This window comes from Rhizobium moroccans (assembly GCF_057559155.1).
Genome location: NZ_JBHFJG010000048.1, coordinates 269,274 through 288,088 on the forward strand (window position 1 = coordinate 269,274; position 18,815 = coordinate 288,088).

The 18,815-nt window shown below is 62.3% G+C and carries 18 protein-coding genes; 7 read left to right on the forward strand and 11 right to left on the reverse strand.

The window, feature by feature from the left end; genetic code table 11:
* The first annotated feature begins 16 nt into the window (after window positions 1-16).
* A complete protein-coding gene (locus tag ACE04I_RS24075) occupies window positions 17-940 on the forward strand; it encodes an alpha/beta hydrolase family protein (RefSeq protein WP_487207658.1) in 924 nt (307 codons plus the stop codon).
* Window positions 941-982: 42 nt separating this feature from the next.
* Here the strand turns inward: ACE04I_RS24075 and ACE04I_RS24080 are convergent, their stop codons facing one another.
* Genes ACE04I_RS24080 through denD form a run of 3 tightly spaced genes read right to left on the reverse strand, consistent with a single transcriptional unit; the run spans window position 983 to window position 4,638 of the window.
* Window positions 983-2,767: an IlvD/Edd family dehydratase gene (locus ACE04I_RS24080; RefSeq protein ID WP_046795273.1), complete on the reverse strand. Its 1,785-nt coding sequence runs from the start codon at window positions 2,765-2,767 to the stop codon at window positions 983-985.
* Between the two features lie 9 nt (window positions 2,768-2,776).
* Window positions 2,777-3,658 (reverse strand): NAD(P)-dependent oxidoreductase, encoded by an 882-nt coding sequence (locus tag ACE04I_RS24085; protein WP_082118376.1) that lies wholly within the window; start codon window positions 3,656-3,658, stop codon window positions 2,777-2,779.
* Window positions 3,655-4,638 carry a D-erythronate dehydrogenase gene (gene denD, locus ACE04I_RS24090; protein WP_046795272.1) on the reverse strand — a complete coding sequence of 328 codons (984 nt, stop codon included), beginning with the start codon at window positions 4,636-4,638 and terminating at the stop codon, window positions 3,655-3,657. Before denD ends, ACE04I_RS24085 begins: the two co-directional genes overlap by 4 nt.
* Before the next feature lie 195 nt (window positions 4,639-4,833).
* Here denD and ACE04I_RS24095 point away from each other — a divergent pair, with 195 nt between their 5' ends.
* The 6 genes from ACE04I_RS24095 to ACE04I_RS24120 all read left to right on the forward strand — a co-directional run bounded on the left by ACE04I_RS24095 (window position 4,834) and on the right by ACE04I_RS24120 (window position 11,282).
* Window positions 4,834-6,285, forward strand: a complete 1,452-nt coding sequence (locus tag ACE04I_RS24095) for an FAD-binding oxidoreductase (RefSeq protein ID WP_046795271.1) — start codon at window positions 4,834-4,836, stop codon at window positions 6,283-6,285.
* Window positions 6,286-6,331: 46 nt separating this feature from the next.
* The gene (locus ACE04I_RS24100) at window positions 6,332-7,051 is read left to right on the forward strand and encodes a FadR/GntR family transcriptional regulator (protein ID WP_046795270.1); all 720 of its coding nucleotides are present in this window, start codon (window positions 6,332-6,334) and stop codon (window positions 7,049-7,051) included.
* A gap of 173 nt (window positions 7,052-7,224) precedes the next feature.
* Complete coding sequence (locus tag ACE04I_RS24105) at window positions 7,225-8,403, forward strand: fumarylacetoacetate hydrolase family protein (protein WP_082118375.1); 1,179 nt, start codon at window positions 7,225-7,227, stop codon at window positions 8,401-8,403.
* A gap of 16 nt (window positions 8,404-8,419) precedes the next feature.
* Window positions 8,420-8,953, forward strand: a complete 534-nt coding sequence (locus ACE04I_RS24110; protein ID WP_046795268.1) for a TRAP transporter small permease — start codon at window positions 8,420-8,422, stop codon at window positions 8,951-8,953.
* Complete coding sequence (locus tag ACE04I_RS24115; RefSeq protein ID WP_046795267.1) at window positions 8,953-10,230, forward strand: TRAP transporter large permease; 1,278 nt, start codon at window positions 8,953-8,955, stop codon at window positions 10,228-10,230. The genes ACE04I_RS24110 and ACE04I_RS24115 overlap by 1 nt, the downstream gene beginning before the upstream one ends.
* A gap of 47 nt (window positions 10,231-10,277) precedes the next feature.
* Window positions 10,278-11,282: a TRAP transporter substrate-binding protein gene (locus ACE04I_RS24120; protein ID WP_046795266.1), complete on the forward strand. Its 1,005-nt coding sequence runs from the start codon at window positions 10,278-10,280 to the stop codon at window positions 11,280-11,282.
* An 82-nt stretch (window positions 11,283-11,364) separates the two neighbouring features.
* On the opposite strand, the gene ACE04I_RS24125 is transcribed toward ACE04I_RS24120, so the two are convergent.
* From ACE04I_RS24125 to ACE04I_RS24160, 8 genes are all read right to left on the reverse strand, one after another.
* The gene (locus ACE04I_RS24125; protein WP_046795548.1) at window positions 11,365-12,222 is read right to left on the reverse strand and encodes a DMT family transporter; all 858 of its coding nucleotides are present in this window, start codon (window positions 12,220-12,222) and stop codon (window positions 11,365-11,367) included.
* Window positions 12,223-12,308: 86 nt separating this feature from the next.
* Entirely contained in the window at window positions 12,309-13,511 is a 1,203-nt protein-coding gene (locus ACE04I_RS24130; RefSeq protein WP_046795265.1) for a mandelate racemase/muconate lactonizing enzyme family protein, read from the reverse strand.
* Window positions 13,512-13,530: 19 nt separating this feature from the next.
* The gene (locus ACE04I_RS24135; RefSeq protein ID WP_046795264.1) at window positions 13,531-14,247 is read right to left on the reverse strand and encodes a FadR/GntR family transcriptional regulator; all 717 of its coding nucleotides are present in this window, start codon (window positions 14,245-14,247) and stop codon (window positions 13,531-13,533) included.
* 80 nt (window positions 14,248-14,327) lie between these two features.
* Window positions 14,328-15,122: an APH(3')-II family aminoglycoside O-phosphotransferase gene (locus tag ACE04I_RS24140; protein WP_046795547.1), complete on the reverse strand. Its 795-nt coding sequence runs from the start codon at window positions 15,120-15,122 to the stop codon at window positions 14,328-14,330.
* Window positions 15,123-15,132: 10 nt separating this feature from the next.
* Window positions 15,133-15,762, reverse strand: coding sequence for a 2-dehydro-3-deoxy-6-phosphogalactonate aldolase (locus ACE04I_RS24145; RefSeq protein WP_046795263.1), 630 nt, complete (start codon window positions 15,760-15,762; stop codon window positions 15,133-15,135).
* Between the two features lie 13 nt (window positions 15,763-15,775).
* A complete protein-coding gene (locus ACE04I_RS24150; protein WP_082118374.1) occupies window positions 15,776-16,696 on the reverse strand; it encodes a 2-dehydro-3-deoxygalactonokinase in 921 nt (306 codons plus the stop codon).
* A 141-nt stretch (window positions 16,697-16,837) separates the two neighbouring features.
* Window positions 16,838-17,323 (reverse strand): MgtC/SapB family protein, encoded by a 486-nt coding sequence (locus tag ACE04I_RS24155; RefSeq protein WP_046795262.1) that lies wholly within the window; start codon window positions 17,321-17,323, stop codon window positions 16,838-16,840.
* Window positions 17,324-17,427: 104 nt separating this feature from the next.
* Complete coding sequence (locus ACE04I_RS24160) at window positions 17,428-18,684, reverse strand: AGE family epimerase/isomerase (RefSeq protein WP_046795261.1); 1,257 nt, start codon at window positions 18,682-18,684, stop codon at window positions 17,428-17,430.
* Window positions 18,685-18,815 lie beyond the last annotated feature (131 nt).

Here is an 18,815-nt window from a genome sequence, read left to right on the forward strand (position 1 = left end):
AGCAGGGGAGTGTTTCATGACTGTCGAGGGAAGACCCGTTGCAATCGCCTGTGCCGATGGCGTGAGCCTTGCGGGCCACCTTTGGTCGGTCGGGTCACGCTCGGCGGAGGGAACCGTCGTCATCAATCCGGCGACCGGCGTGCGGGCCCGTTACTACCACTATTATGCGCAGTTCCTGGCCGAGCACGGCTTCACCGTGCTCACCTATGATTATCGCGGGATCGGCGCATCCCGGCCGCCGAACCTCAGAGGGTGCGGCTATCGGTGGAGCGATTGGGGCGAGTATGATTTCGATGCGGCGCTGCGGCTGGCGAGCGGAGAGGGGAGCGGCCCTCTCATGGTGGTGGGCCACAGCATCGGAGGCTTTCTGCCGGGGCTAGCGCAGAGCGCATTTCTCATCGACCGCATGCTCACGATCGGTGCGCAGTATGCCTATTGGCCTGATTATGCGCCCTCGCGGAGAGCGCGGCTTTTCCTCAAATGGCATGTGGCGATGCCGGTAGCGACTGCCCTTCTCGGCTATTTTCCGGGGCGCAGATTGGGTTGGCTGGAGGACCTTCCGGCAGGGGTCGCCAACGAGTGGAGCTTCCGGCGCGCCCGTATGGAGTTGAGTTATCCGGAGGAAAAGCGCGCGCTTTATCTCCGCCGCTTTTCCTCGGTCGCGGCATCCATCCTCGCCATTTCCGTCAGTGACGACGAGATCGCCACACCGCGGGCGGTGAGCAGGGCGCTGGATTATTACGAGGGCTGCGACCGATTAGCCGTTCATCTTTCACCGGCCGATCTCGGCTACGAGCAGATCGGCCATTTCAGCCTCTTCCATTCAAGGCATGCGGCAGGTTTCTGGCTCGATACGCTTCTCTGGCTGCGCGACGGCGTCAATCCCTGGCCGAGGCGGGTCTGGAACAGGAGCGGCGTCGATCTCGAAATGGCTGTCTGAGCCGAAAAAGGGCGGCCGAAGCCGCCCCTCACGGGTGCCGTGTCAATGATTGTGGCGCGGCATGGTCTTGGCGATCTGCCGGAAGTCGGCGGCGCCTTCAAGCACGGCGCCATCGGAAAGCTGGGTGACGGACTTGCGGTAGATGCGCTGCCAGGGTGTGGCATCGGCCGGAACTGCCGGAATGCCGTCCGCCTTGCGCTTCTCGATTTCCTCATCGGAAACCAGCATGTCGCAGCGGCCCTGGTTGAAGTCGATGCGGATGACATCGCCGTTTCGGAGCCAGGCGAGGCCGCCGCCGGCAGCACTTTCCGGCGATGCGTTGAGGATCGAAGGGCTGTCGGCCGTACCGGATTGGCGTCCGTCACCGATGGTCGGCAGGCTCGTGATTCCGCGTTTCAGGAGGTGATCCGGCGGCTGCATGTTGACGACTTCCGCCGATCCAGGCCAGCCGAGCGGTCCTGCGCCGCGGATCGCCAGGATGGTGTTTTCGTCGATGCCGAGCTCGGGATCGTTGATGCGCTTGTGGTAGTCCTCCGAACCGTCGAAGACGACCGCCTTGCCTTCAAAGATACCTTCGCGGCCCGGCTCCTGGAGATAACGCTTGCGGAAATCCTCTGAAACCACGCTCATTTTCATGATCGCGAAATCGAAGAGATTGCCTTTCAGTACCAGGAAACCTGCCTTTTCCTTGAGCGGCTGATCGAAAGGGAGGATCACTTCGCGATCCGTCGCCTCGCGGCCCTCGAGGTTCTCGGCCATGGTCCTGCCGGTGACGGTGCGACAGTTTCCGTCGAGCTTTCCTACCTGCAGGAGTTCCCACATGATGGCGGGCGTGCCGCCGGCACGGTGATATTGTTCGCCGAGATATGCGCCCGCCGGCTGGATATTGGCGAGCAACGGGATATCGAACCCGTGCACCTGCCAGTCGTCCGGATAGAGATCGACGCCCGCGTGCTTCGCCATGGCGGCCAGATGCGGCTGTGCATTGGTGGAGCCGCCGATCGCCGAATTGACGCGGATGGCGTTGAGGAAGGCTTCGCGTGTCAGGATGTCGGAAGGTTTCAGGTCTTCGAAGACGAGCTCCACGGCGCGGCGGCCGGTGCGATACGCCATCTGGCCGCGCTCGCGATAGGCGGCGGGAATTGCTCCGCAGCCGGTCAGCGACATGCCGAGCGCCTCGGCCATGGCATTCATGGTGGAAGCCGTGCCCATGGTGTTGCAGTGGCCGACGGACGGTGCCGAATCGAGCGCCGCCTGCATGAATTCCTCACGGTCGATTTCACCGGCCGCGAACTTGCGGCGCATGCGCCAGATCACCGTGCCGGAGCCGACAAGATCGCCTTCGTGCCAGCCGTCCAGCATCGGGCCACCGGAAAGCACGATCGCGGGGATGTCCACCGTCGAGGCCGCCATGAGCGCGGCCGGCGTGGTCTTGTCGCAGCCGGTCGTCAGCACCACGCCGTCCAGCGGGTATCCATAGAGGATTTCCACGAGGCCGAGATAGGCGAGGTTGCGGTCGAGTGCCGCTGTCGGGCGTTTGCAGTTTTCGAAGATCGGGTGGGTCGGGAACTCGATCGGAATGCCGCCGGCATCGCGGATGCCGTCGCGCACGCGCTTGGCGAGGTCCATGTGGACACGATTGCACGGCGTGAGGTCGCTGCCGCTCTGGGCGATACCGATGATCGGCTTGCCCGAACGCAGCTCCTCCGGCGTCACGCCATAGTTCATGAAACGCTCGAGGTAGAGCGCGGTCAGGTCGATATGATCCGGATTGTCGAACCAGTCCTGCGAGCGCAAGCGGCGCCCTGGTTTTGTGTTGTCGCTCATCGGCTGGCCTCAGTTTTGCGGGTTGAGCTTTTCGAGGTGCAGAAGCAGACCGCTATGATCCTGCTCGGTGCCGCCGGCTTCAACGAAGTCGGCAAACTCCTGCCGCACTTCCTGCGTCAGGGGCAGGGTGAGCGAAAGCTCCTCGGCCATGGCCATCACGGCATTCAAGTCCTTGAGCTGATTGCTCGAAGCCCCGCCCGGCACGAAGTTGCGCTCGACCATGCGGGCGCCGTGCAGTTCGAGGATACGGCTTTCAGCAAAGCCCCCGCGGATCGCGTCGCGGAAGGCAGCGCGCGAGGCGCCGCCTGCTTCCACCAGGATCATGGCTTCGGCGACCGCGCCGATCGTGACTGCTACGATCTGCTGGTTGGCGAGCTTGCAGATCTGCCCGGCCCCGCTTGGGCCCACATGGGTTACGCGGCCAAGCGCGGCGAAAATATCCTTGAGGCTTTCAACGACGGCGGCATCGCCGCCGGCCATGATGGCGAGTGTGCCGGCCGCCGCACCCACGACGCCGCCGGAGACTGGGGCGTCCAGGTGGCGGATGCCTCTTTCGGCAAGCTTTTGGGAATGTTCACGGGCTACCGGCGGGGCAATCGAGCTGCAATCCACCACGACCGTGCCTTCTGGCAGGGCGGTGGCGACGCCACGCTCGAAGAGCACGTCGGAAACGGCCTGTCCGTTGGTCAGCATCGTGAAAACGACGGATGCGCCGGCAACTGCCTCAGCGGGCGAGGCGGCAAGCTGCGCGCCGTCAGCGGCAAGGGGGGCAGCCTTTGCCGGATCACGGTTCCAGACGGTTACCCTAAACCCGGCACCGAGCAGGCGGCGCGCCATCGGTGCGCCCATCAAGCCCGTGCCGAGAAAGGCAATCTTCTTGTGAGCGTTCACAGCTTGCCTCCCAGTTCGTCCTCGATGTGTACGCGAATGATTTCGTCGAAGCTCTTTTCGGCGGTGAAGCCGAGCTCGGTCGCGCGCTTGGCTTCGAAGCCCGGCGCCCAGCCGGCGACCATCTTCATGATCATCTCGTCGGGCTCGCGGCGGATGAGCTTGACGGCCTTCTCGCCGGCAACGCGCCGCAGCGCCTCGATCTGTTCGCCCACGGTGGCGCTGAGGCCCGGCATGGAGAGGTTACGGCGCGGGCCTACCTTTTCAAGGTCGATGGTCGCTCCGTGGATCAGGAAACCGACAGCCGAGCGCGGCGAGGCGTGCCAGTGGCGAACGTCTTCGGCAACCGGCAGGACGGCTTCCTGGCCGATCAGCGGCTCGCGCAGGATATTGGAGAAGAAGCCGGAAGCGGCCTTGTTCGGCTTGCCGGGACGGATGCAGACCGTCGGCAGGCGAATGCCGATGCCATCGAAGAAGCCGCGGCGGCTGTAGTCGGAGAGTAGCAGTTCGCAGATCGCCTTCTGGGTGCCGTAGCTGGTCAGCGGGGTCAGATGGTATTCGTCCGGAATGGGGAAGGGGAGCGGCGCCCCGACGACGGCGATGGAGGAGGTGAATACGACGCGCGGCTTGTAGCCGTCCTGATTGTGGGCAAGACGGATCGCGTCGAAGAGATAGCGGGTGCCGTCCAGATTGATGCGGTAACCCTTGTCGAAATCGAGTTCGGCTTCGCCGGAGACGATGGCGGCAAGATGGAAGATGACGTCCGGACGGCCCTCGATCAGCTTTTCGGCTTCGCCCGGAGCGGATAGATCGCCCTCGCGCGCGACAACCGTGCCGTTAAAGCCCTGCGGCTTCTCGGGCGTAACCACGTCGATGAGCGTCAGCTTCTCGACCGGCTCGCCGTCAAGCGCGCCATCCTTGACGAGGCGCTGGGTGAGCTTGCGGCCGACCATGCCGGCGGCGCCGATGATCAGGATATGCATTCGGATGTCTCCTCCTGGGCTGAAGCCGCACGCGCCCGATCCGGGTCATGCGGTTGAAAAAATTATCTTGTACGGTTGTCTGATAACCTTATATGCTTCGCTTGAAAACAAGATATTAGCGGATCGAGGAAGATTGTTGGACGCGTGCAGCGCGTGGGCCGATCTCTTCAAGAGCGCGGAGGAAAGGCAAGGAACATGACGAGCGGAGTGATGGGCACGGTAGAGGATGCGAAGGGCCTTGCGGAACCGCGGCAAGCGCTGCGCCGGATGCTCGGCGAGGATATCGTGCTGAGCGAAGCGGATGAGATGCTCCGCTACTGCCGCGACTGGCATGGCGACGTGACCAGCGGCGCGGTAGCCGTGATTCGGCCTCGCTCCACCGAGCAGGTGGCCGCTGCCGTGAAGGCTTGCCGCGAGCTCGGGCTTTCGATCGTGCCTCAGGGCGGCAATACCGGCCTCGTGCTCGGCGGAATTCCGGATGCCCCGGAACAGCAGGTGGTGTTGTCGCTGGAGCGCATGAACCGCATCCGCAAGATCGATGCCGATGATTTTTCCGCCGTCATGGAGGCAGGCTGCATCCTTTCCGAACTCAAGGATGCAATCGCGGAAAAAGGCATGTTCTTTCCGCTTGCGCTCGGCGCGCAGGGAAGCTGCCGGATCGGCGGCAACGTCTCGACCAATGCCGGCGGCATCAATGTGCTCCGCTACGGCATGACCCGCGAACTGGTGCTCGGGCTCGAAGTGGTCCTGCCGGACGGCAGCATCTTCGAAGGCCTTTCGACGTTGAGGAAGGACAACCGAGGCATTGATCTCAAGCAGCTCTTCATCGGCGCGGAAGGCACGCTCGGCATCATCACCGCCGTCTCGGTCAAGCTCACTCCTTATCCGGATCAGGTTGCGACGGCGCTGCTCGGGCTTGCCTCCCTGGAAGATGCCATCAAGCTCTATCGTCAGGCGCGGCGCGATTGCTGCGACCTGATGTCCGCCTTCGAGTTCATGCCGCCGCTCGCCTTCACGTTGGCGCAGGAGGCGATACCTGATCTGCCGGTGCCGATTTCCGCGGAATATCCGGCTTACGTGCTGATGGAGATTTCCGGTTCCGGCCTCGTCGATATCGACGATCTGATGCAGCGCTTCCTGGAAGGCGTGATGGAGGAAGGCCTCGTCGTCGACGGGACGATCGCGGCGTCCCAGAACCAGGCCCGAAATCTGTGGCTGATCCGCGAAGGCATGAACGAAGGTCAGGCGAAGCGCGGCGCTCACATGCGCACGGATATTTCGGTGCCGCTTTCGGATCTCGCGCGCTTCGTGGAGGAGGCCGAAAAGGCGGTCGCCGAGGCGCTTCCGGGCGCCGTCAGCGTTTCCTACGGTCATGTCGGCGACGGCAACGTGCATCTCAATGTGCTACCTCCGGATGGCAGCACGCCCGAAGAGCGCGTCCAATGCATCTACAAGGCCAAGACCGTCGTGAACGAGGTCCTCGATCGCTACACCGGCAGCATTAGCGCCGAGCACGGCATCGGCCGGCTGAAGCGCCCGGATTTCGATGCCAGGCTGCCCGAGACCCGCCGAAAGCTGTTGACGGCGCTCAAGCATGCCATTGACCCCGAGATGATCATGAATCCTGGTTGTCAATTGAACTTCTAGCAGAATTGCTGGAAAAGACGCTTCTTGATTGCAGGGAGGAGCAGGTTTGGCGACGATCGATTTCAGTCAGATCAGACGGGGCGAGCATTTGCCCGCGCGCATTGCGGCGCAGATCGGCAGGGAGATCAGCGAGGGGCGTATCTCGCCCGGAGAGAAGCTGCCCACGGAACACCTGCTGGCGAGAACCTTCGGGGTCAGCCGCTCGGTGGTGCGGGAGGCGATCGCTCAATTGCGCAATGAAGGGCTGGTGGAAACCCGGCAGGGTGTCGGCGCGTTCGCCACGGAAATCGAACGCCGCCAATCGCTGCGGATCGAGCAGGGGGACCTTTCGAACCGGGAAAGCTTCCGGGATCTCTTCCAGCTCCGCATCCCGCTGGAGATCGAGGCGGCGGGACTTGCCGCCATCCATCACGTGCCGGAGGAGCTGGCCAAGATCGACGAAGCGCTTGAGCAGATGACCGGCGCGGAGAAATGGACCGAGCAGGGGATCGTCGCCGACCTCGCCTTTCACCGCGCGATCGCGGCGGCGACCCATAACGAATATTTCCCGCTTTTCATCGGCTTCATCGCCGAACGGATAAGCCTTGCGATCAATGCGGCGCGTGCGGCGGCAATCCTGGAGGAGATCGTCGAAGTCACCATCGCGGAACATGTCTCCATCCGCGATGCGGTGGCAGGGCGCGACCCCGTCAAGGCGCGGGAGGCGATGCGGTATCATCTGAACGGAGCGGCGGCTCGCCTGGATTTGACGATCGAAAGTTTTTAGGGTTGAAGAACTTTCGTCCGGTGGGGCAGGGGCCCGCCGAGGTCTGTTGGAATTAACAGACTTTTCAGGCCGGCTCGCCTGCGCCCTAGACAGGGCCGAAAAGTCATACTAGAAGCGGGTCGTCTCGTTGTCAGACATCCTGACAATGTTGAGCCCGTACTCCGGGCTTCGGGATGAGCGGAGGATTTCTGGTGAGTTTCGAGCAGGCGCTGAGCGCCGAATTAATCCTGCCTGCGGATGCATCCAGCGCGGTGCTCGTCGGGCGTGTCTGGTCCAACGTCGCAGGCGGGCCTTGCCCGGTGCTGGTCTCCGGCGGAGAGGTGTTCGACCTTACTCCGCTTGCCGCGACGATTTCAGCCCTTCTTGAAATCGACGACCTTGTCGGCAGTTTGCGCGATGTGTCGCGTTTTTCAAGCCTCGGTCCTATTGATGCGTTTTTGAATGGCGAAGCCGGCGAGCTTCTGGCGCCCGCGGACCTGCAGGCCGTCAAGGCGGCCGGCGTCACCTTCGCCGACAGCATGCTGGAACGGGTGATCGAGGAACAGGCCAAGGGCGATCCGCTGCGGGCGCAGGAGATCCGCGGCCGGCTGGCCCCCGTTCTCGGCGACAACCTCAAGGGCCTCGTCGCGGGCTCCGAAAAGGCGGCCGAGGTCAAGAAGCTGCTCCAGGAACTCGGCCTGTGGTCGCAGTATCTGGAAGTCGGCATCGGTCCCGATGCCGAAATCTTCACCAAGGCGCAGCCCATGTCGTCGGTCGGTTGCGGTGCCGAGATCGGCATCCACCCGAAGTCCGACTGGAACAATCCGGAGCCGGAAGTGGTTCTGGCCGTCACGTCGAAGGGCAAGATCGTCGGCGCCACGCTCGGCAACGATGTGAACCTGCGCGATTTCGAAGGCCGCTCCGCGCTGCTTCTCAGCAAGGCGAAGGACAATAACGCGTCCTGCTCGATCGGTCCCTTCATCCGCCTCTTCGACGGCGCTTTCACGATCGGGGACGTGAAGAAGGCGGAAGTCTCGCTCATCGTCGAGGGCGTGGACGGCTTCACGATGACCGGCATCAGTCCGATGTCGGCGATCAGCCGCAGCCCGGAAGATCTCGTATCGCAGCTTCTGAACCGCAATCATCAATATCCGGATGGTGTCGTGTTCTTCCTCGGTACCATGTTCGCACCCGTAAAGGATCGTCGCGGCGCAGGCCTCGGCTTCACTCACGAGATTGGCGACCGGGTGGAAATCTCGACGCCGAAGCTCGGCCGTCTGGTCAACCGGGTCGCGCACAGCGATAACTGTGCCGAGTGGACTTTCGGTCTCGGATCATTGATGAAAAACCTGGCTCAACGCGGCCTCTTGTAAGATTTTGGGAGGGAAGATGCAGAAGGCAATCGATCTCTTTTATAAAGCCTTGGAAATCCTGTTGATTATCATGATTGCGGCCATGGCGATCATGGTTTTTGTCAACGTGGTTCTCCGTTACGGCTTCAACTCCGGTCTCAATGTTTCGGAAGAGCTGTCCCGCTATTTCTTCGTCTGGCTCACTTTCGTGGGCGCGGTCGTGGCATTTCGCGAGCACGGCCATCTAGGGGTGGAAACCCTGGTCGCGCATTTCGGCCGCAAGGGTCGCATCATCTGCATGATCCTGTCGAACATCATCATCATCGCCTGTTCGGCGATATTCTTCTGGGGCACCTGGAAGCAGTATCCGATCAACGCCAGCATGACGGCTCCGGTCACCGGCATCTCCATGGCATGGGTTTACGGGATCGGCTTCTTCACCGGCGCAGGATGCACCATCATCGCTCTGGAACGGCTCCTCCGGCTCGTCACGGGCCGCGTGACCGAAGAGGAAATTGCTGCTTTCGCGGGTGAAAACCTGACGATCGAACAGATGGCGGAGCGTACCTGATGACACTTCTCGTTTTTGTCGGCTCGCTTCTCGGCGCCATGGCGATCGGGGTTCCGGTCGCCTTCTCGCTGATGTTCTGCGGCGTCGTCCTCATGTGGTACATGGGGATGTTCAATACCCAGATCATCGCCCAGAACATGATCGCGGGTGCGGACACCTTCACGCTGCTTGCCATTCCCTTCTTCATCCTTGCCGGCGAGCTGATGAATTCCGGCGGACTGTCGAAGCGCATCATCGACTTCGCCATTGCGCTTGTCGGCCATATCCGCGGCGGCCTCGGCATCGTGGCGATCGTCGCAGCTCTCATCATGGCCTCGATCTCCGGTTCGGCAGCGGCCGATACGGCGGCGCTGGCTGCGATCCTCGTTCCGATGATGGCGAAGGCGGGCTACAACGTGCCCCGCTCGGGCGGTCTGATTGCCGCCGGCGGCATCATCGCACCGGTCATCCCGCCGTCCATGGCCTTCATCGTCTTCGGCGTGGCGGCGAACGTCTCCATCACGCAGCTCTTCATGGCCGGCATCGTGCCCGGCATCATGATGGGCATTGCTCTGATCGGCACCTGGCTGTGGGTCGTGCGCAAGGACAATGTCGAGACCCTTCCGAAGGCATCGGCACAGGAACGGTTGCGGGTGACCGGCCGCGCTCTCTGGGCGCTCGGCATGCCGGTCATCATCCTCGGCGGCATCAAGGCCGGCGTGGTGACGCCGACGGAAGCTGCGGTGGTGGCTGCCGCCTATGCGCTCTTCGTCGGCCTGTTTATCTACAGGGAGCTGAAGTTCACGGATCTGCCTCGCGTTTTCCTGCAGGCGGCCAAGACGACCGCCGTCATCATGTTCCTGGTCTGCGCGGCCCTCGTTTCGGCCTGGCTGATCACCGCAGCGAACATTCCGGCGGAAATCACCCGCTATATCGAGCCGCTCATCGATCGCCCGACGCTCCTGATGTTCGCGATCATGATCCTGGTCCTGATCGTCGGCACGGCGCTCGATCTGACGCCCACGATCCTGATCCTTACGCCGGTTTTGATGCCGATCATCAAGCAGGCGGGCATCGATCCGGTTTATTTCGGCGTATTGTTCATCATGAACAACTGCATCGGCCTCATCACCCCGCCGGTCGGCGTGGTGCTGAACGTGGTCAGCGGCGTGGCCCGCATCCCGCTTGGAAAAGTAACCGTGGGTGTGTGGCCGTTCCTGGTGGCGCAGACGGTCGTGCTCTTGCTGCTGGTTCTGTTCCCGGACCTTGTCATCGTGCCCGCGCGCTGGCTGCACTAAAACTGTTCCGATCAACCTTCTCAAACAACCGTCCAAGGGAGGACAAAATGAGAAAGCTGCTTCTGACGACAACTGCAATCGCATTCGCCTGCTCGGCGGCCGCTCCGGCCTTCGCCGAATTTAGCGACCGCAACATCCGCGTCTCCAACGGCATCAACGCCGACCATCCTGTCGGCAACGGCATTGAGGCCATGCAGAAGTGCCTGGACGAGAAGTCGGGCGGCAAGCTGAAGCTCACCGCGTTCTGGGGCGGTGCTCTTGGCGGCGACCTGCAGGCGACCCAGGCCCTGCGTTCCGGCGTTCAGGAAGCTGTCGTGACTTCGTCCTCGCCGCTCGTCGGCATCATTCCGGCGCTCGGCGTGTTCGACCTGCCGTTCCTCTTCGCCAATCCTCAGGAAGCCTATACCGTGCTCGACGGTGACTTCGGCAACATGATGAACGAGAAGCTGGAAGCTGCAGGCCTCGTCAACCTTGCCTATTGGGAGAACGGTTTCCGTAACCTGTCGAACTCCGTTCGTCCGGTCACCAAATGGGAAGACTTCGAGGGCCTGAAGGTCCGCGTCATGCAGAACAACATCTTCCTCGATACCTTCCAGAACCTCGGCGCCAACGCCACTCCGATGGCTTTCGGCGAGGTATTCTCCGCTCTCGAGACGAAGGCGATCGACGCGCAGGAAAATCCCTATGTGACGATCGACACTTCGAAGTTCTACGAAGTGCAGAAGTATGTCACCGAGACGAACCACGCCTATACGCCGTTCCTCTTCCTGTTCTCGAAGCCGATCTTCGATACCTATGCCCCGGAAGAGCAGGCTGCTCTGCGTGAATGCGCAGTCGTCGGCCGCGACGTCGAGCGTCAGGTCATCGCCGACCTGAACAAGAAGTCGCTGGAGAAGATCAAGGAAGCCGGCCTGGAAGTGAACACGCTCTCTCCGGAAGAGCAGGCTCGCATCCGCGAGAAGTCCATGGTTGTCTACGAAAAGCACAAGGCTGCGATCGGCGCCGACGTCGTGGACGGCATCGTCGCCAAGCTGAACGAAATCCGCAAGTAACGGAAAAGGCCGTGCCCAAGGGCACGGCCTTTTTTGCATCAGAGAGCCCGCGGCTTGTTCGGCCGCGGGTTCTTTTCGTTTGTCACTCGGGAACGGCAGGCAGGACCTTTTCCTTCTTCTTGAGCGTCTGCTCGCGCACGAAGATGAAGAGGCCGGAGGCGATGATGAGCGCGGCGCCGATCATCATGCCGAGGCGCGGCACGTCGCCGAAGAAGAGCCAGCCGAAAACCACCGCCCAGAGGAGCAGCGTATACTGAAGCGGCGCGACGGTTGCCGCGTCCGACATCTTGAGCGCCCGGTTGACCAGCATATGCGCCGACATCGCGACGATGCCGAGCAGGCCTAGCAGCAGCAGGTCGCGGCTTGAGGCGATCGGCGCCCAATCGAACGGAACGAAGGCCAGTCCCGCCAGCCCGGCGCCTACGACCTGGAAAAAGACCAGGGTGCTGTCCGGCGTGCCGCGCAGGAAGCGCCCGGTGATCAGCATGAATGCGAAAGCCGCACTGCCGATGATGGAGATCACCGCCGGCATGGTGAACATCGCGCTCGACGGTTCCAGCGCGATGATGACGCCGACGAAGCCGATGGCGATGGCGGTCCAGCGCCGCCATCCGACCTGCTCGCCGAGCAGGAAAGGCGAGACTGCCGCTACATAGATCGGCGCTGCGAGCCAATAGGTCATGACATCTGCGAGCGGCAGGTAGATGACGGCATAATAGAAGCAGAAGACCTCGGCCGTGGAGAAGACCACACGGGCGAACTGCATTTTCGGCCGCTCCACCTTCGTGAGGCTCGCCACGCCCGCCATCCAGACCATCGGGATCAGGATCGCGAGCGCCGCGAGACTGCGCAGGAATACGACCTGGCCCAGCCCGTAGGACGAGACGAGCCATTTGCCCATGGCATCGTTCAGCGCGAACATCACCATGCCGAGCAGCATCAGCAAAGGACCGGTGGCGGCGGAGATTTTTCGCTCCGCCGCGGTTGTCGTCGTTGTCGTCAATTATTCCTCCCTTGCAGTATAATTCAGATGTCGGATGCGTCCGACATGCGCCGGCTGACGGTGAAGGCGCGTTCGAGTTCCGGATTGAGTTCCATGCCGAGACCGGGACCCGGCGGCACGGTTATCATGCCGTTCTTCACTTCGGGAAGAGCGGTGACGAGATCGCGATACCATGTCTTATAGAAAGCACGAACGCTTTCCTGCACCAGTGCGTTCGGCGCGTTGAGCGAAAGATGCGTGGAGGCGCAAAGCACCACGGGACCCGTGCAGTCATGGGGCGCGACCGGCAGATGCCAGGTCTCTGCCATGGAGGCGATCTTGCGCGCTTCCGAAAGGCCACCGCACCAGGAGATGTCGAGCATTACAATGCCGGCGGCGCCAGTCTCCAGGTAGTCACGGAATCCCCAGCGGGTCGCAAGCGTCTCCGAAGCGGAGATCGGCGCGGACGAGACTTCTGCATAGCGTTTCAGGCTCGAGAGGCTGTCCATCTTGATGGGGTCCTCGTGCCAGAAGGTCTGGTAGGGCGTCAGAGCCTTGGCGATCTGCATCGCAGGCAGGAGCTGCCACATGGAGTGGAATTCCACCATGATGTCCATCTTGTCGCCGACGGCTTTGCGAATCTTCTCAAAGGGTTCGAGTGCGAACTTCAAGTCCGGCATGGAGATGTACTGGCCGCGGGTCTTTTCGGCCGCCGCATCGAACGGCCAGATCTTCATGGCGGTGATGCCTTCCTCCAGCAATGATTCCGCCAGTTCATCGGCGCGATGCAGGAAGCCGTTCAGGTCGTCATAGGTCGTGCCGCCGGTCAGCCCGTAGTTCGCCGTCGTCTGCCCGGTGTTCTTCTGGATGTATTCGGTGCCGGCACAGGTGTTATAGGTGCGGATTTCCTTGCGGCTGAAGCCGCCGAGAAGCTGAGCGATCGGCTGGCCGGTCGCCTTGCCGAAAATATCCCAAAGCGCGATATCGAAGGCGGAATTGCCGCGAACTTCGGCACCGGAGGAGCGGAAGCCGATATAGCCGACGAGCTCATTGGCGAGCAGATCGATCTGCAGCGGGTCGCGGCCGATCACGCGTGGCGCGACATATTCATGGATGTAGGATTCGACGGTTTCCGCACCGAAAAAGGTCTCTCCCAGGCCGGTAATGCCTTCGTCCGTATGGACGAGGACCCAGAGCAGATTGGTTCGCTCGGCGACGCGCACCGTTTCGAGCTTGGTGATCTTCATGACGTTTCCTTGGGTTTGGTCAAATCAGGCCGGCGTTCAGCAGGGCCTTGATACTTTGGTCAAAGTGCCTGTTCATCAGGTCGGCGGCGGATTGCGGGTCTCCCGCGGCAATCGCCTGCGCGAGATCGAGATGGAGAGCGTTCATGGCGCGACGCTCGTCGTCATTCGCCCGGCTTTTCCAGCCGATCGGCCATGTCTGGCGGGTGACGCCCTGAAAGGCGCCGATGATGAGCGCGAAAACCGGGTTTTTCGAAGCCTTGGCGATGGCAAGATGAAAAGCCAGATCGTGCTCCATCACCTCGTCGGAATTGCCGAAATTCTCTTCCATGGCCTTCGCGTGGCCGAGGATCGCGCGCGCCTCGCCCTCCGTGCGCCGCAGCGCGGCAAGTGCGGCCGTGCGCGCCTCGATCGTGCGGCGTGCGTCATAGATCTGCTGGATGTCGATCTGGTCGGTGACCACGCCATGCTCGATGGTCATGGAGAAGGAGGCGTCGTCGAGCTCGGCGACGGTCGGCCGCTTGCCGGCTCCGAGTTCGACAAGCCGCAGTGCCGCCAGCGACCGCAACGCTTCACGGATAACGGTTCGGGAGACCTGCAGATCCTTCGACAGCTTCGCCTCGGCGGGCAGGCGGTCGCCGGGCTTGAGGTCGTTCTCCCGGATAAACCGCGCAATCGCGGTGACCGCGCCGCCGACGAAATCGGCACCGGTGAGATGCTGTGTCGAGCTGTTTTCCATGTGCTACGTCTTTTGAAAACCTGTAGTACAGGTTTAATAGGCGTAGTTGTTACGTTTGGCAACACGCCTTGCGGGCGGCATCAGAAAAATTCGTCGAGCAAACGATAATAGGAAAGCTTGGCAGGGTCGGGACTCGGCAGACCGTAGAGATCGAGGAAAGGCTGCACCCACTCCTGCCCGAGATTGTAGCGGATGCTCCTGCAGGAAAGCGCGATGTCCTGATGCCGATCCGCCAATCCCAGCCGGGCGCAATCGATAAAGCCGGTGAAGCCCCGCGGGTCGGCCATGATATTCGGCAGGCAGGCGTCGCCGTGGGTAACCACGAGGTCTTCGTTCGCCGGTTTCAGCGTTTCCAGCTCGCGGTAGAGCTCCTCGGAGGAGCGGCCAATCCGTTCGTCATCGAAATCGCTTTCATCGACAACACCTGCCTGCATGCGTGCGCGGACGTGCGGCAGGCGGTTTTCCAACCGGTGATCGAAAGGGCAGGTGGCGATATCGAGGCTGTGCAGCCTTCGGAGCGCATCCGCCAGGAACGTGACGCGATCTGCGGCGGATATTCCGTCTGCGGATGCAAGGTCCTCACCTTCGACCGCGGTCAGAAGCAGCCAGTTGCGCTCCGCATCCTGGGCTTCGGCCACAACGGCGGCACAAGGAATGCCCTGCGCCGCAAGCCATCGCAGCCGCAGGGCTTCATCCGGAAGTTCGGTGAACGGGCCGGCCGGTTCATGCTTCAGGAAGAGGGTAGGGCGATCCGCCGCCTCCAGCCGAAACACGCTTGCCGAAGACCGGCCGAGCATATTCTGCTGCCAGTCATAGCCGGCAAGGCGCGCTTGGAGATTAGCGGGCAGCTCGATTTCATCCGGGAGCGCGCTCATGGCGGTGGCTTCAGGCAACCGCCGCGTCATAGGCGGCGAGCGTCGCTTTCGCCCGTTTGACGACCTCTTCGGCGCTCATGCCCGGCTTGTAAAGGCTGGAGCCGAGGCCAAAGGCGCTGATGCCGGCCTTGATGTAGTCGGAAAAATTCTCGTCCGAGACGCCGCCGACTGCGGCGATCACCAGATCCTTCGGCAGGACTGCCCGGATCGCGGTGATGCCGGAAGGACCGAGCACGCTTGCGGGGAAGAATTTGAGTCCTGTCGCGCCGGCTTTCGCCGCGGCGAGCGCTTCGGTGGGGGTGAAGACGCCGGGAAGGGTCACCATGCCCTTGGCGGCGGCGGTGCGGATGACATCCGGCTCCACGTTCGGGCTCACCATCAGCTTGCCGCCGGCCGCATCGAGGCTTGCAACGTCTTCCACGGTCAGCACCGTGCCGGCGCCGATCAGGCAATCTGCAGGCGCAAGCTTCGCGGCGATCTCGATCGACTTGAACGGCTCCGGCGAGTTCAGCGGGATTTCGATTGCCGTGAAGCCGGTCTCGATCAGCCCGCCGACGACGGCCTCGGTTTCTTCCGGCTTCAATCCGCGCAGGATGGCGACCAGCGGATATTTCATCTCGGGAAAGGGAATGCGGGTCATCTGCCGGTCCTCATCATTGTGCGAGCAGGAGTTTCTGTGCGGCTGCGGCAAGGCCGCGGCGCACCGCCTCGTCGGCGTCAATCGTTTCATGGGCAAGGGAGAGCGCGCGGAACGCGCCTTCGTAAAGGCCGCCCAGCCGCCCGGAGGCCACGAGCCGGATCGCCGGAATGGTGGCAAGGGCCGTGAGCCCCCCGGCGATTTCCGTGCCGATCAGCGTGCCGGAGAGGCGGGCGGCGGCATCGGTGGGCGAAAGCCCATGCAGCAGCATGCCGGAGCGCACGGTGAAGAGGAAATTGGTGACCTGCTGGGGAAAGCGGAAGGCGGCCCGCACAGCTTCCCCGAAAACGGGGTTGTCGCCGTCGAAGCTTTCCGCACCGTCGACCGAATGGGTGAGCACCGAATGCTTCGAGATGACGTCGAACAGTTCGCCGGTCATATAGGTCGCGAAGCTGGTCACCGTCTCGCCCGAAAGGTGAACCCATTTGGAGTGGGTGCCCGGCATGCAGACCACCTGCTGGCCGATCGCGCGAGGGTCGAGCGCGCCGAGAAGCTGGGTCTCCTCGCCGCGCATCACATCAGGCCTATCGGCTGCGCGCTGCGCAAGACCCGGCAGGATGCGGATGTCGCGGCTTTCGCCCGGAACCGGGACGGCACCTTCCAGCACAGCCGGCAGGGAAGCGGGCACATCGACATAACCGGCTTCGATCCAGCCCTGACGGGCACCGGCCATGCCGCAGACGATCACCGGCAGATCAGCAGGTGCGGCCAGGGCGTCGAGATGGCTGGAAAGAATGGTCGAAAAGCCGGCCTTGGCGGCGGTCGTCATGCCTTCGCCGCTTCGCCTTTCGGCAAGCACCTGGTTCTGCGAATCCATCAGCCACAGGCGAAAGCTGCTTGTGCCCCAATCGACAGCGGCATAGGCGGGTCGGGTCAAGAGAAGTCTCCGTCGGGGATCGAGGTCGGATGGCGCGGTTCTATCGCAGGTTCGAGAGACTAGACAAGGGTTCGGGTGCGGTTTTCCGCTCGTGCTTTCCAGCGAAATTCCGAGCGCTCAAAATGCGGGCATTGCGGCGGCCTACTTATCCTTCATGCCGACAGCCACCTCCGTCTTGCGCAGGAGCCAGAGAATGATGATGCCGGCTCCCGTGGCGACCACGGCCACCAGCCACATGCCGAGCCCCGCGCAGAGCCCGATGGCGCCGGATAGCCACATGCTGGCGCCGGTGGTCAGCCCTTTGACGTCTTGGCGTGTATAGATAATGACGCCGGCTGCGAGGAAGGCGATGCCAGCGGTAACGGCTTCCACGAGGCGGATGGGATCGATCTGCACGGTATCGGGCCTGTTTCCGAACTCGTGCATGACCTGCAGGCCAACCAGGGTGAAGACGGTAGAGGCGAGCCCTATCAGCATGTTGGTGCGCAGGCCGGCAGGATTTTTGACGCTCTCCCTCTCCAGACCTATCAGGCCGCAGAGGATGATGGAGCCGAGAATGCGCGCGAAGAGGATCTCGATCGCGACGGGAGCCTGATGGGAGAATTCCTCTGCGAGGCTGTTGAGCATGGCAGGCAACGATCCGGTCGTTCCAGTTTCGTGACGACCGGAGAATGCCGCTGCCGGAGGATAGTTCCCGTTCGAGCGAAGGACGCTCAAATGGCTCCTTTGCTCTAGATGCGCCCTCCGGCTTCCGCAATGACTCGGGTCAGGCTGCCGGTCGCCGGGTAGAGCGGTATCAGGCAGGCCTGGAGCGCATGATAGATATCGCCCTTGCCCGGAAACAGCGTGTGGGCGGGAACGAGGTCTTCCGTCAGCTCCTCATGCCAGCCGCCGTTCTTGTGATCGATGAAGCGGTTGGCAATCGTGCTCCAGATCAGCCGGTAGCTGTCTTCGTAGAAGTCGTCGGCCGGCAGGTGCTGGTTGACGAAATGGGCCGCGGCCGCGCCTTCGCACATCGGCCACCAGAGCTTGTTGGTCTTGGCCGGCTTGTCCTGCCAGTCGAGCGTATAGAAAAAGCCGCCCTTCTCCTTGTCCCAGCCCAGTGACATGGACTGGACGAAAAGATTCTTCGCCGCATCCGGCATCCAGGAGTGCCGCCTGTCGCCGAGCGCCCAGAGCTGCAACACGAGACGCGCCCATTCCAGCCAGTGTCCGGGCGTCGTACCGGCGGGGCGGAACATCTCGTCGCGGTGGTAATAGTCCTTATTGATCCGCCACTCCGTATCGAAATGCTCGGCGACGCGGAAACCGACGCTGCCGGCTAAGCGGCGGATGACGAGGTCGGCGATGCTTTCCGCCTTGTCGAGATAATGTCTCTCGCCGGTGACTTCGAAGGCCGCCATCAGCGCTTCGGTCAGGTGCATGTTGGAATTCTGGCCGCGATAGCTGCCACCGTCGATCGGCGACCAGTCGGCCTGGAACTCTTCCGCGATCGCGCCATGCCGCTTTTCCCAGAATCTGGTTTCGAGGATTTCGGTGATGTCGGCGAGCATGCGATCGGCGAGCGGGTGGCCGATCACCTTGGCGGAAGAGGCGGCAAGCAGCACGAAGGCATGGCCGTAACCCTGTTTGCTGCCGTCGGCCGGTCCGTCGTCGTTCAGCGACCAGTGATAACCGCCGTGCGCGTTATCGCGGTGACGGCTCCAGATGTAGCTCATGCCATGATCGATGAGATCGCCGGAGCCGGGCCGGCCGAGCAGATAGGCTATCGAATAGCAATGCACCATGCGTGCCGAGGCATGGATGCCGCGGACGGGATTGGCCACGGCAAGCGGCCGTCCTTCGTCATCGAGATCGTAGAAGCCGCCCTTCGGGTTCATTGCCCGATATTGAAAGAAATCAAAAAGGCCGTCGGCCTGATCGAGGAGCCAGCGGCGATGATAGGGAAGTTCATTCCACGGCTTCGACAATTGACCTGACTGGCTCATGATTTCTCCGGAATCAAAAGGGGTGGGCAATCGATAGGAACGGCTATAGCCTTCGGCCGTTTCGCTGTCACCGGCAAACTATGGTTCAAAAGCGTCGTCTTCCGATTATTGACATAAAGATATCTTTATGC

Bases quoted from the DNA above. Each gene is read 5' to 3' on its own strand.
- ACE04I_RS24135 (WP_046795264.1), bottom strand. From the start codon at position 14,247: ATGGAAAACAGCTCGACACAGCATCTCACCGGTGCCGATTTCGTCGGC.
- ACE04I_RS24105 (WP_082118375.1), top strand. From the start codon at position 7,225: ATGAGCGGAGGATTTCTGGTGAGTTTCGAGCAGGCGCTGAGCGCCGAA.
- ACE04I_RS24080 (WP_046795273.1), bottom strand. From the start codon at position 2,767: ATGAGCGACAACACAAAACCAGGGCGCCGCTTGCGCTCGCAGGACTGG.
- ACE04I_RS24155 (WP_046795262.1), bottom strand. From the start codon at position 17,323: ATGCTCAACAGCCTCGCAGAGGAATTCTCCCATCAGGCTCCCGTCGCG.
- ACE04I_RS24120 (WP_046795266.1), top strand. From the start codon at position 10,278: ATGAGAAAGCTGCTTCTGACGACAACTGCAATCGCATTCGCCTGCTCG.
- ACE04I_RS24115 (WP_046795267.1), top strand. From the start codon at position 8,953: ATGACACTTCTCGTTTTTGTCGGCTCGCTTCTCGGCGCCATGGCGATC.
- ACE04I_RS24160 (WP_046795261.1), bottom strand. From the start codon at position 18,684: ATGAGCCAGTCAGGTCAATTGTCGAAGCCGTGGAATGAACTTCCCTAT.
- ACE04I_RS24095 (WP_046795271.1), top strand. From the start codon at position 4,834: ATGACGAGCGGAGTGATGGGCACGGTAGAGGATGCGAAGGGCCTTGCG.
- ACE04I_RS24125 (WP_046795548.1), bottom strand. From the start codon at position 12,222: ATGCTGCTCGGCATGGTGATGTTCGCGCTGAACGATGCCATGGGCAAA.
- ACE04I_RS24145 (WP_046795263.1), bottom strand. From the start codon at position 15,762: ATGACCCGCATTCCCTTTCCCGAGATGAAATATCCGCTGGTCGCCATC.
- ACE04I_RS24075 (WP_487207658.1), top strand. From the start codon at position 17: ATGACTGTCGAGGGAAGACCCGTTGCAATCGCCTGTGCCGATGGCGTG.
- ACE04I_RS24140 (WP_046795547.1), bottom strand. From the start codon at position 15,122: ATGAGCGCGCTCCCGGATGAAATCGAGCTGCCCGCTAATCTCCAAGCG.
- ACE04I_RS24130 (WP_046795265.1), bottom strand. From the start codon at position 13,511: ATGAAGATCACCAAGCTCGAAACGGTGCGCGTCGCCGAGCGAACCAAT.
- ACE04I_RS24110 (WP_046795268.1), top strand. From the start codon at position 8,420: ATGCAGAAGGCAATCGATCTCTTTTATAAAGCCTTGGAAATCCTGTTG.
- denD (WP_046795272.1), bottom strand. From the start codon at position 4,638: ATGCATATCCTGATCATCGGCGCCGCCGGCATGGTCGGCCGCAAGCTC.